This window comes from Enterobacillus tribolii, assembly GCF_003363015.1.
Classification (GTDB): domain Bacteria; phylum Pseudomonadota; class Gammaproteobacteria; order Enterobacterales; family Enterobacteriaceae; genus Enterobacillus; species Enterobacillus tribolii.
Window position 1 is genome coordinate 356919 of sequence record NZ_QRAP01000003.1, and the last position, 20342, is coordinate 377260.

The following is a 20342-nucleotide window of genomic DNA, read 5'->3' on the forward strand; positions in this document are numbered from 1 at the left end:
CTTGTGATTAACATCACAATTCAAAAACAATCCAAACAAGAAACATGGTGATCACCATCACAAAAAGCGGGCGATTTATTGCATTGTGCCTTAATTACGCCGCATTTATGTGACAAACATCACCATTAACCCTTACTTACCCCCACCATTAAGGTGACTTCTATCACAAAAAACCCTCGGGATACGCAACATGAAAACGGCGTGATAGAGTCGATTTTGCATACAGAACGACTGACGGTTTTTGGCGAAACCGTTTCGACAACTATCACGCGCACCGTTTTGCGCGTACCACGAGGGGTGTTTTATGTTATCACCGGATATCAAGGTCAAGATACAGAATTTTGGCCGTTTCCTCAGCAATATGGTGATGCCGAATATCGGTGCGTTTATTGCCTGGGGGCTGATCACCGCATTGTTTATCCCGACAGGCTGGCTGCCGAACGACACGATGGCCAAACTGGTCGGCCCGATGATCACCTACCTGCTGCCGCTGTTAATCGGTTATACCGGCGGCCGCCTGATCGGCGGCGAGCGCGGCGGCGTGGTCGGCGCAATCACCACCATGGGCGTCGTAGTAGGCGCGGATATGCCGATGTTCCTCGGCGCCATGATTGCCGGCCCGCTGGGCGGCGTTGCCATCAAGCGTTTTGACCGCTGGGTCGACGGCAAAATCAAAAGCGGCTTCGAAATGCTGGTGAATAACTTCTCCGCCGGCATTATCGGCATGCTGCTGGCGATACTGGCGTTTATGGCTATCGGACCGCTGGTCGAGTCGCTGTCTAAAATATTGGCGGCGGGTGTTAACGTCATGGTGCAGAACAACCTGCTGCCGCTGACCTCCGTCTTTGTTGAACCGGCCAAAATCCTGTTCCTCAACAATGCCATCAACCACGGCATCTTCTCACCGCTCGGTATTCAACAGGCTACCGAAACCGGTAAGTCCATCTTCTTCCTGATTGAAGCCAACCCCGGCCCGGGCCTGGGCGTGCTGCTGGCCTATATGTTCTTCGGCAAAGGCAGCGCGAAGCAATCCGCTCCGGGCGCCGCCATTATTCACTTCTTCGGCGGGATCCATGAAATCTATTTCCCGTATGTGCTGATGAACCCGCGCCTGATTCTGGCCGTGATCCTTGGCGGCATGACCGGCGTGTTTACCCTGACGATGTTCAACGCCGGCCTGGTTTCCCCGGCATCTCCGGGTTCCATCTTCGCCGTATTACTGATGACGCCGAAAGCGTCGATGATTGGCGTAGTGCTCTCTATCATCACCTCCACCACGGTCTCCTTTTTGGTTTCCGCCGTGCTGCTTAAGCGCTCACCGGTAGGCGATGAAGAGGACAACGGCCTGGCGGAAGCCACCCGCCGCATGCAAAACCTGAAGCAGCAGTCCAAAGGCGCGGGCAAAGGTCAACCGCAGCCGGCCCTGCGTGCCGATCTGTCCAAAGACATGAGCCACGTGCGTAAAATTATCGTTGCCTGCGATGCGGGCATGGGTTCCAGCGCCATGGGCGCCGGCGTACTGCGCAAGAAAGTCAAAGATGCCGGGCTGACCCACATCTCCGTGACCAATTGCGCCATCAACAGCCTGCCGGAAGACGTGGACCTGGTAATTACCCATCAGGATCTGACCGAACGCGCCATGCGTCAGATGCCGCAGGCAATGCACCTGTCGCTGAGCAATTTCCTCGACGGCCAGCTTTACAGCGACCTGACCACCCGGCTGCTGGCGGCCAAAATGCCGCAGGCCGCCAACGACGGCAGGCTGATCACGCAGACCATCGTGGCCGCCAACGATGACGCCTTCGACCAGAGCGAACGGGAAGAGAACCTGTTCGAACTGGGCGCCGGCAACATCTTCCTGGCCCTGAAGGCGCAAACCAAAGAGCAAGCCATCCGCTTCGCCGGCGAAAAGCTGGTTGAAGGCGGCTACGTTGAACCGGACTACGTTGACGCCATGCTGGCGCGCGAAGCCCTGACCTCCACCTACCTCGGAGAATCCATCGCCGTACCTCACGGCACCGTAGAAGCCAAAGACCGCGTGCTGCGCACCGGCATCGTTATCTGCCAATACCCGTCCGGCGTGCCTTTCGGCGACGATCCGGGCGACGTGGCGCGCCTGGTCATCGGCATCGCTGCGCGAAATAACGAGCACGTTCAGGTAATCACCCGCCTGACCAGCGCGCTTGACGAAGAGGGCATCATCCAGCGCCTGGCGGAAACCACCAGCGTGCAGGAAGTATTAGACCTGCTCTCCGGCGAGCAAGCGGCCTGAACGTACCGGCGTACGCCGGTTTGGGGCCTCCCCCGGCCCCCTTTTTACGGAATAATCGTGAGGTAACGAACATGAAAGCTATTCACTTTGGCGCGGGCAACATCGGCCGCGGCTTTATCGGCAAACTGCTGGCAGACGCCAGGGCCGACCTGATTTTCGCCGACGTTAATCAGCCGCTGGTCGATCAGTTAGCCCACCAGCAAAGTTATCAGGTCCACGTGGTTGGCGAAAACGCGCACGTTGAGCGGGTTAATAAGGTTAGCGCGGTGCACAGCGCCAGCCCGGACGCCATCAACCAAATCGCGCAGGCCGACATCATCACCACCGCCGTCGGGCCGCAGGTGCTGGCCAAAATCGCCGGTACGCTGGCGCAGGGATTAACCGCCCGCCACGCCGCCGGAAATAACCAGCCGCTGAATATCATTGCCTGTGAAAATATGGTGCGCGGCACCAGCCAGCTCAAGCAGCACGTTTTGCAGGCGCTGCCTGAAGCGCTGCACGCTTGGGTCGATGAGCACGTGGGCTTCGTCGACTCCGCCGTGGACCGTATCGTCCCGCCCGCCGCCGCCGCAAACGATGATCCACTGGAAGTGACGGTGGAAACCTTCAGTGAGTGGATTGTCGACAGCACCCAGTTCAAAGGCGAGCTGCCGCCCATCGCAGGGATGGACGCCACAACGAACCTGATGGCCTACGTGGAGCGCAAACTGTTCACCCTGAACACCGGGCATGCCATTACCGCTTATCTGGGGCAGTTAGCTGGCTACGGCACCATCCGCGAGGCAATTCTCGACCCCGCGGTGCGGGAAGTGGTAAAGGGCGCAATGGAGGAAAGCGGCGCCGTACTGATTAAACGTTACGGTTTCGACCCACGCCAGCACGCCGCCTATATCCAAAAAATTCTGACCCGGTTTGAAAACCCCTATCTGCACGATGAGGTTGAACGCGTCGGACGCCAACCGTTACGCAAGCTGAGCGAAGGCGACCGGCTCATCAAGCCGTTGCGCGGCACGCTGGAATATAACTTGCCTAATGCGAATTTGCTGATCGGCATCGCGGCCGCACTGAGCTACCGTAATCCGCAGGATCCCCAGGCACAGGAGATGCTGACCCTGTTGGAGACGCTGGGAACAGAGCAGGCGCTGACCCAGATTTCCGCACTGGCGGATCAACCAGAGGTTGTCGCTCAGGTGACGAATGTGTATAACGCCATGCAGCATCAGGCATAAACCGCCGCACCGGACGCCCATCGGCCCGGTGCGACAAAAACGATGGCATTAACGAATGGCTACAATGGAAGAAACACAGGCATTTGAAAACCGGATACTGGAGCGCCTTAATGCGCGGCAGACCGTACAGGGTTTTCTGCATGCCGCTGTCGGGTTACTTGCAGAAGCCGTGGACCTGCTGATTTTGCAGGCGTTCCGTAAAGATGATTATGCCGTAAAGTATGCGGTAGAGCCGTTGCTCGAAGGTTCAGGCCCGCTGGCCGCCCTGCCGGTCCGCCTCAAGCTGATTTATGCGTTGGGCGTGATCAGCCGCGATGAGTATGAGGATAGTGAGTTGCTGCTGGCTCTGCACAACGAAGTCAGCCACGGCGAGCATGACTATCAGTTTACCGACGATGAAATCCTCGGGCCGCTGAGCCTGCTGCACGGCGTCGCCCTGCCGCCGGCGCCAACGCTGCATCTGCCAGAAGATGTTGTGGACGATGCGTTGGTGGACATGCAGAAACAGCGCTACCAGCAGATGGTGCGCTCCACGCTGGTCTTATGCATTACCGACCTGGTTTCCCGCCTGTGCCACAAGAAAGCGTTCTGAACCGCCTTCAGCTCCAGCCTGCCGGACAGCAGGCTGGAATAACGCGTCAGCCCTTACCGTCCTCGCGGTGCGCCCGTTCAACCTCTTCGGCCAGAATCTGCACGCCCTGCTCAATCAGTTCCGGCTTCGGCATGTAGTTCATCCGCATGCACTGGTGGGTATGCGCCCACTCCTGCTCCAGGCCGGGGAAGAAGTAGTGACCGGGCACCATCAGCACCCCGCGCTGCTTCAGACGCTGATAGAGCACCTCCGTACTGATCGGCAAATCACGGAACCATAACCAGAGAAAAATAGCGCCTTCCGGTTTGTGGATCAGGCAGCGTTCTTCCGGCAGGTAACGGCGGATCAGCGCAAGCGTCTGCTCAACGCGCTGGTGATAAAACGGCCGGATAACGGTTTCCGACAAGCGCAGCAGATCGCCGCGCTGAATCATCTCCAGCGCCAGCGCCGGCCCAACGCTGCCGGGCGACAGGCTGATAATGCCGTTCATGTTGCTCAGCGCGCTGATCGTCTCTTCATTCGCAACCACAATTCCGCAGCGGCTGCCGGGCAGCCCGAGCTTAGACAGACTCATACCCAGAATAATATTGGGATTCCACAACGGCGTGACGTCGGTAAAGATAATGCCGGGGAAAGGCACGCCATACGCGTTATCAATCAGCAGCGGAACGCCGCGCTGGCGGGCGATGGCATCCAGACGCCGGATTTCTTCATCGGTCAGCACGTTGCCGGTGGGGTTGGTCGGGCGGGAAACGCAGATCAACCCGATATCATCCCCGACGGTCAGGTGATCAAAATCAACGTGGTATTTAAACATCCCCTCCGGCAGCAGCTCGATATTCGGCTTGGCGGAGACGAACAGGTCTTCATCCAACCCGGCATCGGCATAACCGATATATTCCGGCGCCAGCGGGAATAACACCCGGCGACGCGAACCATCAGCAAACCGTCCGGCGAACAGATTGAACAGGTAGAAAAACGCGCTCTGACTGCCGTTTGTCAGTGCAATATTTTGTGCGGTTATTTGCCAGCCAAACTGCTCCCGCAGCATTTCCGCCAGTGCCTGCAATAACGTGTTCTTACCCTGCGGGCCATCATAGTTGCACAAGGCGTCGGTCAGTTTTCCCTGCGCCAGCATCTCCGCCAGGAGCCCGGAAAAGTAGTCGTCCATCTCAGGGATCTGCGCCGGATTGCCGCCGCCCAGCATGATTGCGCCGGGTGTACGTAATCCGTCGTTCAGATCGTCCATCAAACGCGTTATGCCCGCGTAGCGGGTAAATTTGTCGCCAAATATGGAAAAAGTCATGATACAAACTGCGGTTGTTCAGAGAGAAAGAATTACCATACCCCCAGCCCGCGCCGCTTACAAGCCAGCCATATTTCTGAGAATTTTATTTTTCACTGACAATGATTAATTTTAAAGCATAAAAAAGGCGCAGTTACCTGCGCCAAAGAGAGAAGGGTGAATACCGGGCGTGACCGCCCGGTCGTCGCTCATTATGATTCCGATGCCGGGCGCTCAAGCGCCGGCGTACTGCCGATGCTGATATGCTGCGGTTGCAGGGCTTCAGGCACACGGCGCACCAGGTCGATATTCAACAGGCCGTTTTCGAATTTAGCGCCTTCCACCGTCAGGTGTTCAGCCAGCGTAAAGGTCAGGTCAAAGGCTTTGATTACCAGCCCCTGATGTAAATATTCCACCTGTTTTTCCGGTTTTGCGGGGTTGCCGCGTACGGTCAGGCGGGGCCCTTCTACTTCGATATCAAGTTCGTCTTGTTTAAAGCCGGCCAACGCCAGAGAAATGCGGTAATGGTTGTCGTCGCTTTTTTCAATGTTGTAGGGAGGAAATCCCTGCGGCTCAAGGCTGCTTTGCATAGCATTTGCTAATTTGTCAAAGCCGATCCATTGACGAAGTAAGGGTGAAAGATCGTAGTTACGCATAATAAAACTCCTTCTGAGAAGCGAGAGTGATAATTAACGGAGCCGACAGCGTATTTCCGCTCCGCAGTTTTGCCCCCCGCAGGCAGGCAATAAATGAGATTTCCGGCGCTTACTTAATTTCAATCTTGCGCGGCTTCAGGGTTTCCGGCACCACGCGCTCAAGTTCGATATATAACAGCCCGTTTTCCAGTTTGGCGCCCTGAACCTGAATATGCTCGGCGAGCTGGAACTTGCGCTCAAAATTACGTTCGGCGATCCCCTGATATAAATAGGTGCGTTCTTTATCCGCAGCCTGATGTGCGCCTTTAACAATCAATACGTTGGCGTGAGAGGTGATCTCAATTTCAGGCTCGGAGAAGCCGGCGACGGCAATGGCGATCCGATAGTGATTCTCATCAACCAGTTCAACATTGTAGGGAGGGTATCCTCCGTTGCCCTGGGATTGCCCGGATTCAAGCAGATTGAACAGACGATCGAAACCGATGGCGGAACGGTATAACGGTGCTAAATCGAAATTACGCATAAATAATGCCTCCAAATATAATAAGCGAGGTTTATAAAATCCGCCTTGCGGCCGGATAAGAATGAGCTGAACACCCCGTAGGCATATTCCTCATTGCTCTGATGATAAGATGGGGTCGGTAAATCGCTTTTCAAGAGTAAAATAAGAAACTATGTGCTCTACAATACCTTCCGCTCCGGTCATAATACCCCCAGCGAATAAAGATAGATTTTCATAAATAAATGAGAGCGCAGCCACAGCCTGACAGGCGCGCTTTTCATCTCTCACCGTCAGGTGCTATAACTCACTAACTCGGGTGCCGTACTGCGCCGGATTTAGGATGGAATTATGAAATACGCAATACGCCGCATCGTGGTACCGGGGCTCGCCGGCATGGTCGCGCTTCTGAGCGGTTGTTCCAGTATTATGACGCACTCCGGTCCGCATCAGGGGTATTACCCCGGCGCACGCAACGACGTACGCATGCTGAAAGATGAAGAGACGGGATGGGCCATGACCCCCCTGGTAGCGCTGGATTTACCGTTCTCAGCCGTGGTGGATACCCTGCTGCTTCCTTACGATTATTATCGTTCAGGCAAGGACACCACCCGGGATTCGCCGCGTGAACGCATTCTGCACGGCGCCCCCGTGGAGGGGGAGCCGGAAGGGCCTAAGCCGGAAGCGACGCAGTAAAAATCTGCGTCCAGCCGTCAACGTCACGCATGTAGGCCACCCGCGCACCGTCCGGTGAAATCACCACGGCTTCCGCGCGGGGCGGCTGTTCCGTTCGCGACGTCAGCCGGGTTAACCGGCCGTCATGCACATCACACAACATCACGCTGTTATCCATCACGAAAGCCAGACGTTTGCCGTCCGGATGCCAACTGAACGCCGATTGCACATCATGCGCTCCGTGCGTCACCTGGCGCGGTTCTCCGCCATTGGGAGACAGGCACCACAGCTGAATCACGCCCGCATCGTCCGCCATCAGAAACGCGATTTGCGCGCCGTCGGGCGAACTGCGCAGCCAGTGGCGCGGCGACAATGCCAGCCCCGGATAGCGGCGCTGATGAGTGAAGGTTAACCGCCGCTGCGTTACGCCGGCCGGCGGCGCAGGCAGCCGCGTTGCCGTTCCCTGTAAAGGAAACGCACCGGCGCGATCGTAATCTTCCTCCCGCTCAGGCAAATCAGCGATGAAAATTTCCGCCACCTTTTGACCTTCCGCCGACAGGGTATCGCCGATAAACGCCAGCGCCCGGCGCTGGCGCGAACCGTCAGCCCTGATATAGCCCTGAGTGCCGATCCATCCCTCTTCATATGCGCGCGTGATGTCGTCGCTGCCGGGGAAGGGATCCGGCGTGGTTTGTGTGACCAGCACGCAAAAGTGGCTGCCGCCGTACTCGCGCGGGTGCCGTGCAGGCACCTCTACCGCCCTCAGGGGAATGGCGACGCCGACGTTACGCTGATCGTACTTCGCATCCAGCGCATGCATCACATGGTCGTTGTAGGTAAAACTGATGAAATCGCCTTCGGGGCTGAAGACATGAACATGGCTGCCGCCGCGCAGGGCGCCGGGCGTGTAGGGTTCGGTGATGTCCATCGCGTCCAGCGTTTCCGCCGCCCCGCGATCCGGTTCGCTGACGATCACGCCGCGCCGGTGGTGGAAGTCATAGTGCCAAACGCCGTCGGGATGCTCAGGTCCGTGAATAAACACATAGCGTACGGGAAGCTGCGGGCTGACGGTCACAACGCCGACGTGCGCTCCGTCGCGGGCCTGATAAATCACCTCCGTCCACCCGTTGTCCGCATTAACCCGTTCAATGGTTAAACCGGTAAACGAGGCGCCGTCGGGGCGGACATCGTACGTAATCCAGCGGCTGTCCGGCGTCCAGACGTTGATGTTGGTCAGCTGATGTCCGTGCGGGCCGGACGTCAGCTGTTTTTCCCTTTGAGTCATGAGGCAATCCTGCGGGTTGGTCATGCTATTAGCATAAACCAACCCGGGGGATGACTCATCATCCTACGCGTTTCACTTCCCCGACCAGGAAGATGTAAGACAGCGCGCCAATCAGCGCCACGACGGCGATATAAGTCAGTGACGGCGCAAAGCCGTAATCCTGCGCCAGATATCCCACCACCAGCGGTACGGTAATGCCGCCCAGACCACCGATAAAGTTGAATACCCCGCCGGTCAGGCCGATCAGGCGCAGCGGCGCCAGTGAAGAAACCAGCGACCAGGTGATGGACGCAAAACCGTTGCCGAAAAACGCCAGCGCCATCAGGATCATGATCCACATCGGGTCATTGGTGTAGTTGGCACCCATGATGCAGGTGGAAAGCAGCAGGCCGCAGATGATCGGCGTTTTACGGGCAAAGCCGATAGACTTACCGCTGCGCAGCAGGCGATCCGCCACAATACCGGACAGGATCACGCCAAAAAACGCCGCCAGGAACGGCACCGTGGTCATAAAGCCCGCGGTCAGCGCGGTAATCTGCTTTTCCTGCGTCAGGTAGTTGGGGAACCAGGTCAGGAAGAACCACAGCGTTGAGGCGATGGCAAACTGGCCGATGTAGACACCGATCAGCTTGCGATGAAAAACCATCTTCCAGTCAGCTTTGGTCAGCGGCTCGTTCTTCTTTGCTTCCGCCACGGCGTCGCCGTCGATCATCCCGCCGCCGCTGGCGATATGCGCCAGTTCGGCTTCGTTAACGCCCTTGCTCTTACGCGGCGGCTGATAAACGAAATGCCACACCAGCGCCCAAACGATGCCGACGCTGCCGGTCGCCAGGAACACCCAGTGCCAGCTGGTCAGTTCCTGCAGCCAAATCAGCAACGGCGTCAGAAAAGCCAGGCCGACGAACTGGCCGGAAGTATAAAAACCGACCGCAGATGCACGCTCCTGCTCCGGGAACCAGCTGGTCACGATGCGGTTGTTGGTGGGGAACGCCGGCGCTTCGAACAGGCCCGTTACCGCACGCAGGGTCATCAATGAAACCAGGCCGTTGGCAAAGCCTTGCAGGAAGGTTGCCACGGACCATCCCATGATGGCGATAAAGTAAGTGACTTTCGAGCCCATGCGGTCCAGGAAACGGCCGCCGGGGATCTGGCACAGGGTATACGTCCAGGCAAAGGCCGAAAAGATGTATCCCATCTGGGCCTTGGTGATGCCGAACTCTTCCTGAATATGCGCCGACGCCACCGCCAGGTTCGCGCGGTCGACATAACAAATAACGACGGTGACAAATATCATTAATAATGTCACATAGCGCCGTTTGGTTGGTGCTGCGGATTGCAGAGTCATGTCCATGAGTTATTCTCACTTATTATCGGATAATAGGCTGAGCCTCGTTTCAGGCACAGGGGTGCCCCGACGAGAAATTCGCCAATTAAAATTTATCCAAGTTGATCAGTTAGTTATTTTTTATCGTATTACCATTCGGCAACGGCGCCATCCGGATAACGCCATACCGGGTTACGCCAGTCCGGCGCATTTTTACTGCGTTCAATCACCAGTTCTTCATTTATTTCCACGCCCAGGCCCGGCTTATTCAGCGGATAGAAATGGCCGTCAGACATGCTGAAGTCGTCTTTATTGATCACAAAGTCCAGTAACTCCGCGCCCTTGTTGTAATGAATCCCCATGCTCTGTTCCTGAAGCACGGCGTTGCGCGCCACGAAATCCAGATGCAGGCAGGAAGCCAGGGCGATCGGGCCGAGCGGGCAGTGCGGCGCCAGCGCCACGTCATAAGACTCCGCCATGGCGGCGATCTTGAAGCACTCCGTCAGGCCACCGGCGTGGGAGAGGTCCGGCTGAACGATCGCCAGCCCGCCATCAGCCAGCACGCGTTTAAACTCAAAGCGCGAGAACATACGCTCGCCGGCGGCAATCGGCAGATGGGTTTGTGCCGCCAGGCGCGGATAATATTCCGCCTGTTCCGCCAGCACCGGTTCTTCAATGAACAACGGGCGGTAAGGCTCCAGCTCTTTAATCAGGATTTTCGCCATCGGCGCATCAACGCGGCCGTGGAAATCAAGGCCGAACTCGATCTGGTTGCCGAGCGCCTCACGGATTTCAGCCACCACGCCAACGGCAGCGTCTACCTTGCGCGCATTGTCGATGATGCCCATCTCTTCGCAGCCGTTGAGCTTGAAGGTATCGAAGCCAATCGCCATCAGGTTGCGAATGCCGTCGATCACGTCAGCGGGCCGATCGCCGCCCACCCAGCTATAGGCCTTGATTTTATCGCGCACCAGGCCGCCCAGCAGCTGATACACCGGTACGCCCAGCACCTTGCCTTTGATGTCCCACAACGCCTGATCGATACCGGCGATCGCGCTCATCAGGATCGGGCCGCCGCGATAAAATCCGCCGCGATACAGGGTTTGCCAGATGTCATTAATCCGCGCCGGGTCCTGGCCGATAAGGTATTCGCCCAGTTCATGCACCGCGGCCTCTACGCTGCGCGCGCGCCCTTCGATCACCGGCTCACCCCAGCCAACCACGCCTTCATCGGTTTCGATTTTCAAAAACATCCAGCGCGGCGGCAAACGATAAGTCGTTAGCTTGGTAATTTTCATTTCACAGCATCCTTATAAGCTTGAACAAATGCTCTGGCCTGATGCGCGGTCCGCGCGACATCCTGACCGGCACGATAGAGATCGCCGCCCAATCCGGCGCCGACACAGCCGGCCCGCAGGTACTGATGCAGGTTTTCCGGCGTAATGCCGCCCACGGCGAACAACGGAACGTCAGCCGGCAACACGGCTTTCAGCGCTTTCACGTAGTCCGGGCCAAAAGCGGACGAGGGGAATATCTTGAGCGCCTGCGCACCGGCCTCCAGCGCCGTAAAGGCCTCGGAGGCCGTGGCGCAACCGCAGCACACCTGCATACCGCAGTTCACGGCGGCGCTGATGATTCGGGGATCGGTATTCGGCGTCACCACCAGCTTGCTGTTCATGGCGTGCAGCGTCGCCACCTGCCCGGTCTTCAGTACCGTACCGGCACCGATCAGCGCCTTATCGCCAAATTTTTTTACCGCTAAATCAATGCTTTTTTCCCACTCTGGTGAATTCAGCGGAATTTCAACCGCATCAAAACCCTCCTGCAACAGCGCGTTGATATGCGCTTCAACTTCATGCGGGTGAATACCGCGCAGGATGGCGATCAGGGGTAACTCAGTAATCCAATGCATTCGCGATGCTCCTTATTCCGGTTTGAAAAGCCAGGTCGCCGTCGATTACATGGCCGTTAATTCCCGCATACGCCAGCGCCCGTGAATAACGTTCAGCCAGGCCGCTGCCGCCGATGATCGCCAGCGTTTCTCCGGATTTCAGCGGGTACTGATAGCGCATCTGCGCCACTTCGTTGCCGATCAGCAAGCCCGACAGCCATTCGCTGACGCTGCTTTTATCCCGTTGCCCCAGCAGGTGAGCCGCACGGACCTCAAACAAACGGCTCACAACGCCGGCGTCATTGAAGCCGGTTTCCATTCCCTGTCGAAATGCGTTTTCATCCGCCTTTTGCTCACCGATACCAACGCCGATCAGGCCGTGTTTCAGCAACAAATGGTGCAGTTCTCCGGTGATAACGGTACGAAAATCCATGACTGTGTCGCCTTCCATGCGCACCCACTTGCTGTGCGTGCCCGGCATCAGGCACAGTGAAGCGGCATGCAGCCGTTGCGCGCCGATAAGCTGGGTTTCCTCGCCGCGCATAACGTTAGCGTTATCCGCCCGGTTAACCGACAGGCCGGGAATAATGCGCACATCGCCGGGCAGCGGAGACGCAACCTGCGTCAGGTGGTGGGGAATAGCGGTCAGTGCCACCGGGCAGGGAAGATAAGGCACGCTTTGCCAGCCGGCGTTGCTGCCGACCATGCCGGCCATAATGACCGGCACAGTGCCGCAGCGGCTGAACCAGGGAGAAATCAGATCGGAGAAGCATTGCTGCGGAGTCCGGCCCTGTAAGCGGGTAACGCCGGACTCCGAGATAAGAGAATCAATACATTGGCCTTGTTGATACAGCCAGGCGCGCAGATTTGTCGAACCCCAGTCTATGGCAATAAAGCTTTCATTCATGTCTCATCCTTTAGCCGCCTGGTCGCACTGGCAATCATCTCCAGCGCGGCATGTTCCGCGGCATCCGCGTCCTGATGACGAATTGCGTCATACAGCGCCTGATGCTCGCGCAATGTTCGCGGCATGTTGTCTTCATCCGGCATGTAAGTCCGTTCAAATACCGCACGTTGCAGCGAACTGATCGCTACGTTGAGTTGTTGCAGCACCGGGTTATGTACCGAAGCCAGTACCGCCTCATGAAAACGGATATCCGCCTCATTAAATGCGTCAAAATCCTGATGACCGGCATGCATGTCGTTCAGCGCCGCCTCAATCACCGCCAGATCGCCGGAAGTCGCCCGTTCAGCCGCCCAGCGGGCAATGGCGGGCTCAACCAGATTACGTACCTCACTCAGGGCGCTGATTAAGCGCGGGTCGTAATCATGCGCCAACACCCACTGCAATACGTCGGTATCCAGATAGTTCCACTGATTACGCGCGGCGACGAATGCCCCGCGATAACGTTTCACCACCACCAGACGCTTGGCCATCAACGCACGCAGCACTTCCCGGATGATGTTGCGCGAGGTCTGAAACTCTTCGCACAAATCGTTTTCCGCTGGCAGCGCCGCGCCGGGGACGTATTTTCCACCGACGATTTGTTGCCCTATCTCCGTGATAATCCAGTCGGTTTTGCTCAGTGTGTGTTTTTGCATAGCGGGATCCTTATTACTCACAACGTCATGGTTATCCGCATACTCTACCCCGTTAGTGATGAAAAGAACCGCACTAATGAAGTACAACCCCTGCATCCGCTATTCGTTATCACACATGGATTGTAGTACTAATTTTATATTCTGTACTACAATTTGGATCACAAAACATACAATCAATGTTCTTTACGGAGAAATAAGAGGAGCAAAAAGCAACCGGCTATTTCATTTGCCGCCAAAGTTCACCAGAATCAGCTTTCACCGATACCGAGGCGAGGTAAGGAAAAATGGACACGCTGTTCGATAACATCATGCAGGCTCACCGGGCGTTGCGTCCTCAGGTGCGGGTGACTCCGCTGGATTACAGCGTGCTGCTTTCCGCGCGCACGGGCTGTGACGTCTACCTGAAGGGAGAACACCTGCAACATACCGGCTCATTCAAATTCCGCGGCGCCAGCAATAAGCTGCGTTTGCTTGATGAACAGCAGCGTAAACGGGGCGTGATCACGGCCTCAACGGGCAACCACGGCCAGGGCGTGGCGCTGGCGGCAAAAATAGCCGGCGTCGGCGCAACGATTTATGCCCCAGAATCCGCTGCCGCCGTGAAGCTGGATACCATCCGCGCACTGGGCGGAGAGGTGGTTTTAGTGGGCGGCGATGCGCTGAATGCCGAACTGGCCGCCGGTGAAGCCGCCCGGCGCGAGGGGAAAGTGTATATTTCGCCTTATAACGATGTGGAGGTGATCGCCGGTCAGGGCACCTGCGGCGCGGAGCTGGCAGAGCAATGCGGCGATCTGGATGCCGTGTTCGTTTCCGTTGGCGGCGGCGGGCTGATTTCCGGCATCGCCACCGTCCTGAAGCAGCTTTCTCCGCGTACACAAATTGTTGCCTGCTGGCCGGAAAACGCTACCAGCATGTACAGCAATCTCGAGGCCGGATATATATTCGAGGTGGCGGAGCAAGAAACATTGTCCGACGGCACCGCCGGCGGCGTAGAGCCGGGTGCTGTGACGTTTGAACTATGCCGTCGTCTGATTGACCGGAAAGTATTGGTCAGCGAAGAAGAGATCCGTAATGCCATGCGCGTGCTGGCGCGCACCGACCGCTGGATGATTGAAGGTGCGGCGGGCGTTGCGCTGGCCTCGGCGCTGAAACTGGCGCCGGAATATCAGGGAAAGAAAATAGCCGTTGTGCTGTGCGGGAAGAATATTGTGCTGGAAAAATATTTGAAGGCGGTTTCGGGCTGATCAATTAATCACTCCCATCAATGCGATGGGAGTCTTCTTACCAAATACTATTTAAATGTCGTGAAATAAAGAAGATAAACCAAGCTTCCTCCTAAATAAGTATTTTTTTATATTCCGTATTTCAATAAAACACCAACTATAAATATTGACATTTACTTAAAAACCAGAATTTAAGCTTGGTGTTTTCAATAATATGAAGATAGTTTGTTCATGACACAATCACTTATCCGACATTTTCATCACCGGACTTCTCTTGCCTGCGCAGTTCAAATCAGATTACTATTCTTTAGATTAGTTACATGTATCAAAAGATATAGTGTATGAATATTTATCTTCCAATTAATTAAGATAATAACGATAACGCGATATCACTTATTACGGCGTGCCGTGATAAATGATTAAATACGCACGTTTAACGTGCACTCTTGAGATTAGGGATATCTTCTGATGATGAAAAAATTAACCTTGGGTTCAGCATTAATCATTACTACCCTGCTTGGCGGATGCGCAACGGAGTCTTCCCGTTCTCTCGACGTTGCCAAAGTCGCCTCATACGGTACGCAATATCAGGGCCCCCGCAGCCCGATCTCCGTCGGCAAATTCGATAACCGCTCAAGTTATATGAACGGCGTTTTTTCTGATGGCCTGGATCGTCTTGGTAATCAATCTAAAACTATTCTGGTGACCCACCTGCAGCAAACCGGACGTTTTAACGTGTTGGACCGCACCAACATGGATGAACTGAAAGCAGAGTCAGGGATTAAAGGGCAGGCACAGCAACTCAAAGGGGCTAACTACGTGATTACCGGCGATGTGACCGAGTTTGGCCGGAAAGAAGTTGGCGATCGTCAGTTGTTCGGCATTTTGGGGCGCGGTAAATCCCAGATTGCCTACGCCAAAGTTAACCTGAACGTGGTTAACGTTCAAACCTCAGAAGTGGTGTTCTCCACGCAGGGCGCAGGAGAATATGAGCTGTCTAACCGTGAGATTATCGGGTTCGGCGGTACGGCCAGCTATGACTCAACGCTGAACGGTAAAGTATTGGATCTCGCTATTCGCGAAGCAGTGAATAATCTGGTATCCGGAATTGAAAACGGCGCATGGCGCCCGGCTAATTAATTATAAAAGAAAGTAGTAAGCAAATACCCCAGGCATCGGATAATCCGGTGACTGGGGTGTATAAACACAGCTATACGCCTGAATATTGACAGGTATAAAGGGAATAATAACCAATGGTGAAATCTTTACGAAACGCCAGCTTGCTGCTTGCGGCAGCGCTGTTGGGCGGGTGCGTTAATACGCCCAAACCCATGTATAACTGGGATAGTTATCAAGAGTCGGTATATCAATATTATAAAGTGGGTGACACCGATACTGAGCGGCAAATTACGGCGCTAAAAGAAAGCATTGAAAAATCGCGCGCCAAAAACCTGCTGGTTCCGCCGGGGCTGCATGCGCATCTCGCCATGCTGTATATCAATACGGGCCGCCCGGAGCTGGCAATGGCTGAATTTAACGCAGAAAAAACGGCATTCCCTGAGTCCGCCGGATTTATAGATTTCCTGACCAGCAAAGATAAGGAGAAGTTTAAATGAAACCTATTTTTGCTCTGTTAAGTTTAGTCGCAGCATTATTGTTAACCGGCTGCGCCAAACCGACCCAATACGATTATTCAGCATTTAAGCAAAGCAAACCGCGCAGTATCCTTGTTTTGCTGCCGCAAAATACTTCACCGGAAGTCGAAGCCAGCCACGGTTTCTTATCTCAGGCGACGTTGCCTTTGGCCGAAGCCGGTTATTACGTTTTCCCTGTTGCGGTTGTCGAAGAAACGTTTAAACAGAACGGCGTAAGCAGCCCTAACGATATGCACGCAGTAAGCATCGCCAAACTGCGTCAAATCTTCGGCGCCGACGCTGTGTTGTATCTGACGGTGAGCCAATACGGCACCTCTTATCAGGTCATCTCCAGCGACACCCGGGTGAGCGCCAGTGCAAAACTGGTTGATCTGCGTAATGGCAGCGTCCTGTGGAGCGGCAGCGCAACGGCTTCCAGTACGGAAGACGACTCCAACTCCAACGGAATTTTCGGCATGTTGCTTTCTGCGCTGGTGAACCAGATCAGCAGCACCATGACCGACAAGAGCCATGACGTTGCGGGAGTGACCAGCATTCGCCTGCTGTCTGCCGGAACGCCGAACGGGATCTTATACGGGCCACGTTCTCTGAAATACGGGAAGGATGCGCAGTAAAGAACTTTACTTATGCCCGGTCAGCTCGCAGCCTGACCGGGCGCTTTCCTGCTCTGCCGTTATGCCAAAACAAATTTATTAATCGCCACCGCAACGCCGTCTTCCTGGTTGGTCGCAGTAATAAACTGTGCGGCTTCTTTAATTGCCGGTTCAGCGTTACCCATCGCTACGCCCGTCCCCGCATACTGAATCATCGCCAAATCATTGCCGTGATCGCCGATGCACATGACGTTTTCACGACCGATGCCCAGATGCTCCGCCAGTTTCGCCACGCCTTTCCCTTTATCCGCGTCTTTATGCAAAATTTCGAGGAAGAAACCGCTGCTTTTCATCAGGGTATAGCGCTCGAATACATCGGCGGGAATACGGCTGATGGCGGCGTCCAGAATCTCCGGATGATCGATCATCATCACCTTGGGAAAACGTAAGCCCGCATCCATTTCCTCCGCCGGGCAGTAATGCAGCGGAATACCGGTGATGAAGGATTCACGTACCGTATAAGGACTGACGTCACGGTTAGCGGTATAGAGCTTGTTGCGATCAAGCGCATGGAAATGTGAGCCAATCTGGTGGGAAAGCGCTTCGAAAAAGCGGTAATCCTCATAACTCAACAGCGTTTCAAAAAGAATCGCCCCGTCATGCGCATAATGAACCAGACCGCCGTTATTGCTGATGCAATAGCAACCATCCTGCTCCAGCTCCAGTTCACGCAAATACTCCTGCGCGCCGATAAACGGCCGGCCGGTGGCAAGAACAATATGAACACCGCGCGCTCTGGCAGCCATGATGGCCTGTTTAACGGCCGGCGTTATTTTGCGTTCCGGGTTGAGAAGGGTTCCGTCGAGATCGATTGCGATAAGCTGTATGGTCATGTCGTCCTCATGGCTGACTAAAAGTGAGCGATAGATCAGAGCATACCAGAACAAGACCTCGTCGCTCGACCATCTATTCTCAGGCTGAATGTATAAATAAGAAAGGCGCCGTACAGGCGCCTTTCACACTCTTCGATCCGGATCAGAAATCCAGGTTCACCGCCCTCAGGGCGTTCTCCTCAATAAAGGCACGGCGCGGCTCAACCGCATCGCCCATCAGGGTGGTAAACAGCTGGTCGGCAGCCACAGCATCCTTAACGGTCACACGCAGCATGCGACGGCTTTCCGGGTCCATAGTCGTTTCCCACAGCTGTTCCGGGTTCATTTCACCCAGACCTTTATAACGCTGAATAGCCAGGCCGCGACGTGACTCTTTCACCAGCCAGTCAAGCGCCTGCTCAAAGCTGGCTACCGGCTGACGGCGTTCACCACGCTCAATGTAGGCATCATCTTCGATCAGGCCGCGCAGTTTTTCACCCAGCGCACAGATGCGGCGATATTCGCCGCCGTGAACGAAGTCGAAGTCCAGCACGTAGTCAGTATCGACGCCGTGCGTACGTATGCGCAGCACAGGTTCAAACATCTGCCGCTCGCGGTTTTCACGGACCACGGCGCTGTAAACGCTGCCGTGCTGCTCTTTTTCGTTCAGGGTCGCCACCAGCGAATCAATCCACGTTTGAACGTGCTCGCGATCGCTCAGGTTATCTTCGGTCAGCGTCGGCTGATAAATCAGGGTATTCAGCAGCGCTTTGGGATAACGGCGCTCCATACGATTAATCAGTTTCTGCACCTGGTTATGCTCGGCCACCAGTTTTTCCAGCGGTTCGCCAGCCAGAGCGGGCGCCTGGGCGTTGGTATGCAGCGTAGCGCCGTCCAGCGCGATGGAGATTTGGTACTGATCCATCGCTTCATCATCTTTGATGTACTGCTCCTGCTTGCCCTTCTTCACTTTATACAGCGGCGGCTGAGCGATATACACGTGGCCGCGCTCGATAATTTCCGGCATCTGACGGTAGAAGAACGTCAGCAGCAGGGTACGGATGTGCGAACCATCGACGTCGGCGTCGGTCATGATGATAATGCTGTGGTAACGCAGTTTGTCCGGGCTGTACTCGTCGCGGCCGATGCCGCAACCCAGCGCGGTGATCAGCGTCGCGACTTCCTGCGAGGACAGCATTTTGTCAAAGCGCGCTTTTTCCACGTTAAGGATTTTACCCTTCAGCGGCAAAATCGCCTGATTCTTACGGTTACGCCCCTGCTTGGCAGAGCCGCCCGCCGAGTCCCCTTCCACCAGGTACAGTTCAGAGTGGGCCGGGTCGCGTTCCTGACAGTCCGCCAGCTTGCCCGGCAGGCCAGCCAGATCCAGCGCACCTTTGCGGCGCGTCATTTCACGCGCTTTACGCGCGGCTTCACGGGCGCGGGCCGCGTCGATGATTTTACCCACGACGATTTTCGCATCGCCCGGGTTCTCCAGCAGGTATTCCGCCAGGCGTTCGTTCATCAGCGATTCCACCGCGGACTTCACTTCGGAAGACACCAGCTTATCTTTGGTCTGCGAGGAGAATTTCGGGTCCGGCACCTTCACCGACACCACGGCAATCAACCCTTCGCGCGCATCGTCGCCGGTGGCGCTGATTTTCGCTTTCTTGCTGTACCCTTCGTTGTCCATGTAGCTGTTCAGGGTACGGGTCATCGCTGCACGGAAACCGGCCAGGTGAGTACCGCCGTCACGCTGCGGAATGTTGTTGGTAAAGCAGTAAATGTTTTCCTGGAAACCGTCGTTCCACTGCAGGGCCACTTCCACGCCGATATCATCTTTCATGGTGGAGAAGTAGAACACGTTGGGGTGGATCGGCGTTTTATTTTTGTTCAGGTACTCAACAAACGCCTTGATGCCGCCTTCATAGTGGAAATGGTCTTCACGGTCATCGCGCTTGTCACGCAGGCGGATAGAAACGCCTGAGTTCAGGAACGACAGCTCACGCAGGCGCTTGGCCAGAATGTCGTACTGGAATTCTACATGGTTGGTAAAAGTATCCAGGCTCGGCCAGAAACGCACCTTCGTGCCGGTCATGTCAGTTTCGCCGACAATCTTCAGCGGTGCCTGCGGCACGCCGTGGTTGTAAACCTGCTCATGGACGTGGCCGTCGCGGCGGATAATCAGCTCCAGCTTGGTGGAAAGCGCGTTAACGACGGAAACCCCGACACCGTGCAGACCGCCGGACACTTTATAGGAGTTGTCGTCGAACTTACCGCCTGCGTGCAGCACCGTCATGATGACTTCGGCGGCGGAAACGCCCTCTTCCGGATGGATGCCGGTCGGAATGCCACGACCATCATCCTGTACCGAGACGGAGTTATCGCTGTGGATAGTTACCACGATCTCTTTACAGTAACCGGCAAGCGCTTCGTCAATCGCATTGTCCACCACCTCGAATACCATATGGTGCAGACCGGTGCCGTCATCGGTGTCGCCGATGTACATGCCCGGGCGTTTACGCACGGCGTCCAGCCCTTTTAATACCTTGATACTTGAGGAGTCGTAATTGTTTGACATCAGCCTTTCTCACTCGTCTGAAAACTGTAAACCCAAGAATTCCGATCGCGGCGCAAAGGCCGCAATACTGAAAAATCAGGGCATAAACCAGTCGTTATACACCAATAACCA

The 20342-nt window shown here is 55.6% G+C and carries 19 protein-coding genes; 8 read left to right on the forward strand and 11 right to left on the reverse strand.

The features are described 5' to 3' along the window. Positions 1–304: 304 nt before the first annotated feature. From C8D90_RS09040 to C8D90_RS09050, 3 genes are all read left to right on the forward strand, one after another. The gene (locus tag C8D90_RS09040) at positions 305–2272 is read left to right on the forward strand and encodes a PTS mannitol transporter subunit IICBA (protein ID WP_115458109.1); all 1968 of its coding nucleotides are present in this window, start codon (positions 305–307) and stop codon (positions 2270–2272) included. Between the two features lie 71 nt (positions 2273–2343). Continuing rightward, the gene (locus C8D90_RS09045) at positions 2344–3501 is read left to right on the forward strand and encodes a mannitol-1-phosphate 5-dehydrogenase (protein ID WP_115458110.1); all 1158 of its coding nucleotides are present in this window, start codon (positions 2344–2346) and stop codon (positions 3499–3501) included. A 55-nt stretch (positions 3502–3556) separates the two neighbouring features. Next, positions 3557–4093, forward strand: coding sequence for an MltR family transcriptional regulator (locus C8D90_RS09050; RefSeq protein ID WP_115458111.1), 537 nt, complete (start codon positions 3557–3559; stop codon positions 4091–4093). Positions 4094–4139: 46 nt separating this feature from the next. On the opposite strand, the gene C8D90_RS09055 is transcribed toward C8D90_RS09050, so the two are convergent. From C8D90_RS09055 to ibpA, 3 genes are all read right to left on the reverse strand, one after another. After that, a complete protein-coding gene (locus tag C8D90_RS09055) occupies positions 4140–5399 on the reverse strand; it encodes a valine--pyruvate transaminase (protein ID WP_115458112.1) in 1260 nt (419 codons plus the stop codon). Between the two features lie 191 nt (positions 5400–5590). Beyond that, the gene (gene ibpB, locus C8D90_RS09060; protein WP_115458113.1) at positions 5591–6034 is read right to left on the reverse strand and encodes a small heat shock chaperone IbpB; all 444 of its coding nucleotides are present in this window, start codon (positions 6032–6034) and stop codon (positions 5591–5593) included. A 109-nt stretch (positions 6035–6143) separates the two neighbouring features. Next, complete coding sequence (gene ibpA, locus C8D90_RS09065; protein ID WP_115458114.1) at positions 6144–6557, reverse strand: small heat shock chaperone IbpA; 414 nt, start codon at positions 6555–6557, stop codon at positions 6144–6146. A 327-nt stretch (positions 6558–6884) separates the two neighbouring features. Here ibpA and C8D90_RS09070 point away from each other — a divergent pair, with 327 nt between their 5' ends. Further along, positions 6885–7229, forward strand: coding sequence for a YceK/YidQ family lipoprotein (locus C8D90_RS09070; protein WP_115458115.1), 345 nt, complete (start codon positions 6885–6887; stop codon positions 7227–7229). On the opposite strand, the gene C8D90_RS09075 is transcribed toward C8D90_RS09070, so the two are convergent. From C8D90_RS09075 to C8D90_RS09100, 6 genes are all read right to left on the reverse strand, one after another. Beyond that, positions 7207–8493 carry a DUF3748 domain-containing protein gene (locus tag C8D90_RS09075; RefSeq protein WP_115458116.1) on the reverse strand — a complete coding sequence of 429 codons (1287 nt, stop codon included), beginning with the start codon at positions 8491–8493 and terminating at the stop codon, positions 7207–7209. The two genes, C8D90_RS09070 and C8D90_RS09075, sit on opposite strands and share 23 nt — an antisense overlap. Positions 8494–8551: 58 nt before the next feature. Continuing rightward, the gene (locus C8D90_RS09080; protein WP_115458117.1) at positions 8552–9844 is read right to left on the reverse strand and encodes an MFS transporter; all 1293 of its coding nucleotides are present in this window, start codon (positions 9842–9844) and stop codon (positions 8552–8554) included. Positions 9845–9966: 122 nt separating this feature from the next. Further along, positions 9967–11115 (reverse strand): galactonate dehydratase, encoded by a 1149-nt coding sequence (dgoD, locus tag C8D90_RS09085; protein WP_115458118.1) that lies wholly within the window; start codon positions 11113–11115, stop codon positions 9967–9969. Then, positions 11112–11729, reverse strand: a complete 618-nt coding sequence (locus tag C8D90_RS09090) for a 2-dehydro-3-deoxy-6-phosphogalactonate aldolase (protein WP_115458119.1) — start codon at positions 11727–11729, stop codon at positions 11112–11114. The genes dgoD and C8D90_RS09090 overlap by 4 nt, the downstream gene beginning before the upstream one ends. After that, positions 11713–12615 carry a 2-dehydro-3-deoxygalactonokinase gene (locus C8D90_RS09095; protein WP_115458120.1) on the reverse strand — a complete coding sequence of 301 codons (903 nt, stop codon included), beginning with the start codon at positions 12613–12615 and terminating at the stop codon, positions 11713–11715. The genes C8D90_RS09090 and C8D90_RS09095 overlap by 17 nt, the downstream gene beginning before the upstream one ends. Continuing rightward, positions 12612–13310 (reverse strand): FadR/GntR family transcriptional regulator, encoded by a 699-nt coding sequence (locus tag C8D90_RS09100; protein ID WP_115458121.1) that lies wholly within the window; start codon positions 13308–13310, stop codon positions 12612–12614. Before C8D90_RS09100 ends, C8D90_RS09095 begins: the two co-directional genes overlap by 4 nt. 284 nt (positions 13311–13594) lie before the next feature. On the opposite strand from C8D90_RS09100, the gene C8D90_RS09105 reads away from it, so the two are divergent. From C8D90_RS09105 to C8D90_RS09120, 4 genes are all read left to right on the forward strand, one after another. Next, positions 13595–14554, forward strand: coding sequence for a threonine/serine dehydratase (locus tag C8D90_RS09105; RefSeq protein WP_115458122.1), 960 nt, complete (start codon positions 13595–13597; stop codon positions 14552–14554). 447 nt (positions 14555–15001) lie between these two features. Continuing rightward, entirely contained in the window at positions 15002–15673 is a 672-nt protein-coding gene (locus C8D90_RS09110; protein WP_115458123.1) for a CsgG/HfaB family protein, read from the forward strand. A 113-nt stretch (positions 15674–15786) separates the two neighbouring features. Continuing rightward, positions 15787–16149 carry a DUF4810 domain-containing protein gene (locus tag C8D90_RS09115; RefSeq protein WP_115458124.1) on the forward strand — a complete coding sequence of 121 codons (363 nt, stop codon included), beginning with the start codon at positions 15787–15789 and terminating at the stop codon, positions 16147–16149. Beyond that, entirely contained in the window at positions 16146–16802 is a 657-nt protein-coding gene (locus C8D90_RS09120) for a DUF799 domain-containing protein (RefSeq protein WP_115458125.1), read from the forward strand. Before C8D90_RS09115 ends, C8D90_RS09120 begins: the two co-directional genes overlap by 4 nt. 59 nt (positions 16803–16861) lie before the next feature. Here C8D90_RS09120 and yidA read toward each other — a convergent pair whose 3' ends face one another. Together yidA and gyrB are read right to left on the reverse strand one after the other, a co-directional pair. Then, positions 16862–17674, reverse strand: a complete 813-nt coding sequence (yidA, locus tag C8D90_RS09125; protein ID WP_115458126.1) for a sugar-phosphatase — start codon at positions 17672–17674, stop codon at positions 16862–16864. Positions 17675–17816: 142 nt separating this feature from the next. Then, on the reverse strand, positions 17817–20231 hold the full coding sequence (gyrB, locus tag C8D90_RS09130; RefSeq protein ID WP_115458127.1) for a DNA topoisomerase (ATP-hydrolyzing) subunit B: 2415 nt from the start codon (positions 20229–20231) through the stop codon (positions 17817–17819). Between the last annotated feature and the right edge of the window lie 111 nt (positions 20232–20342).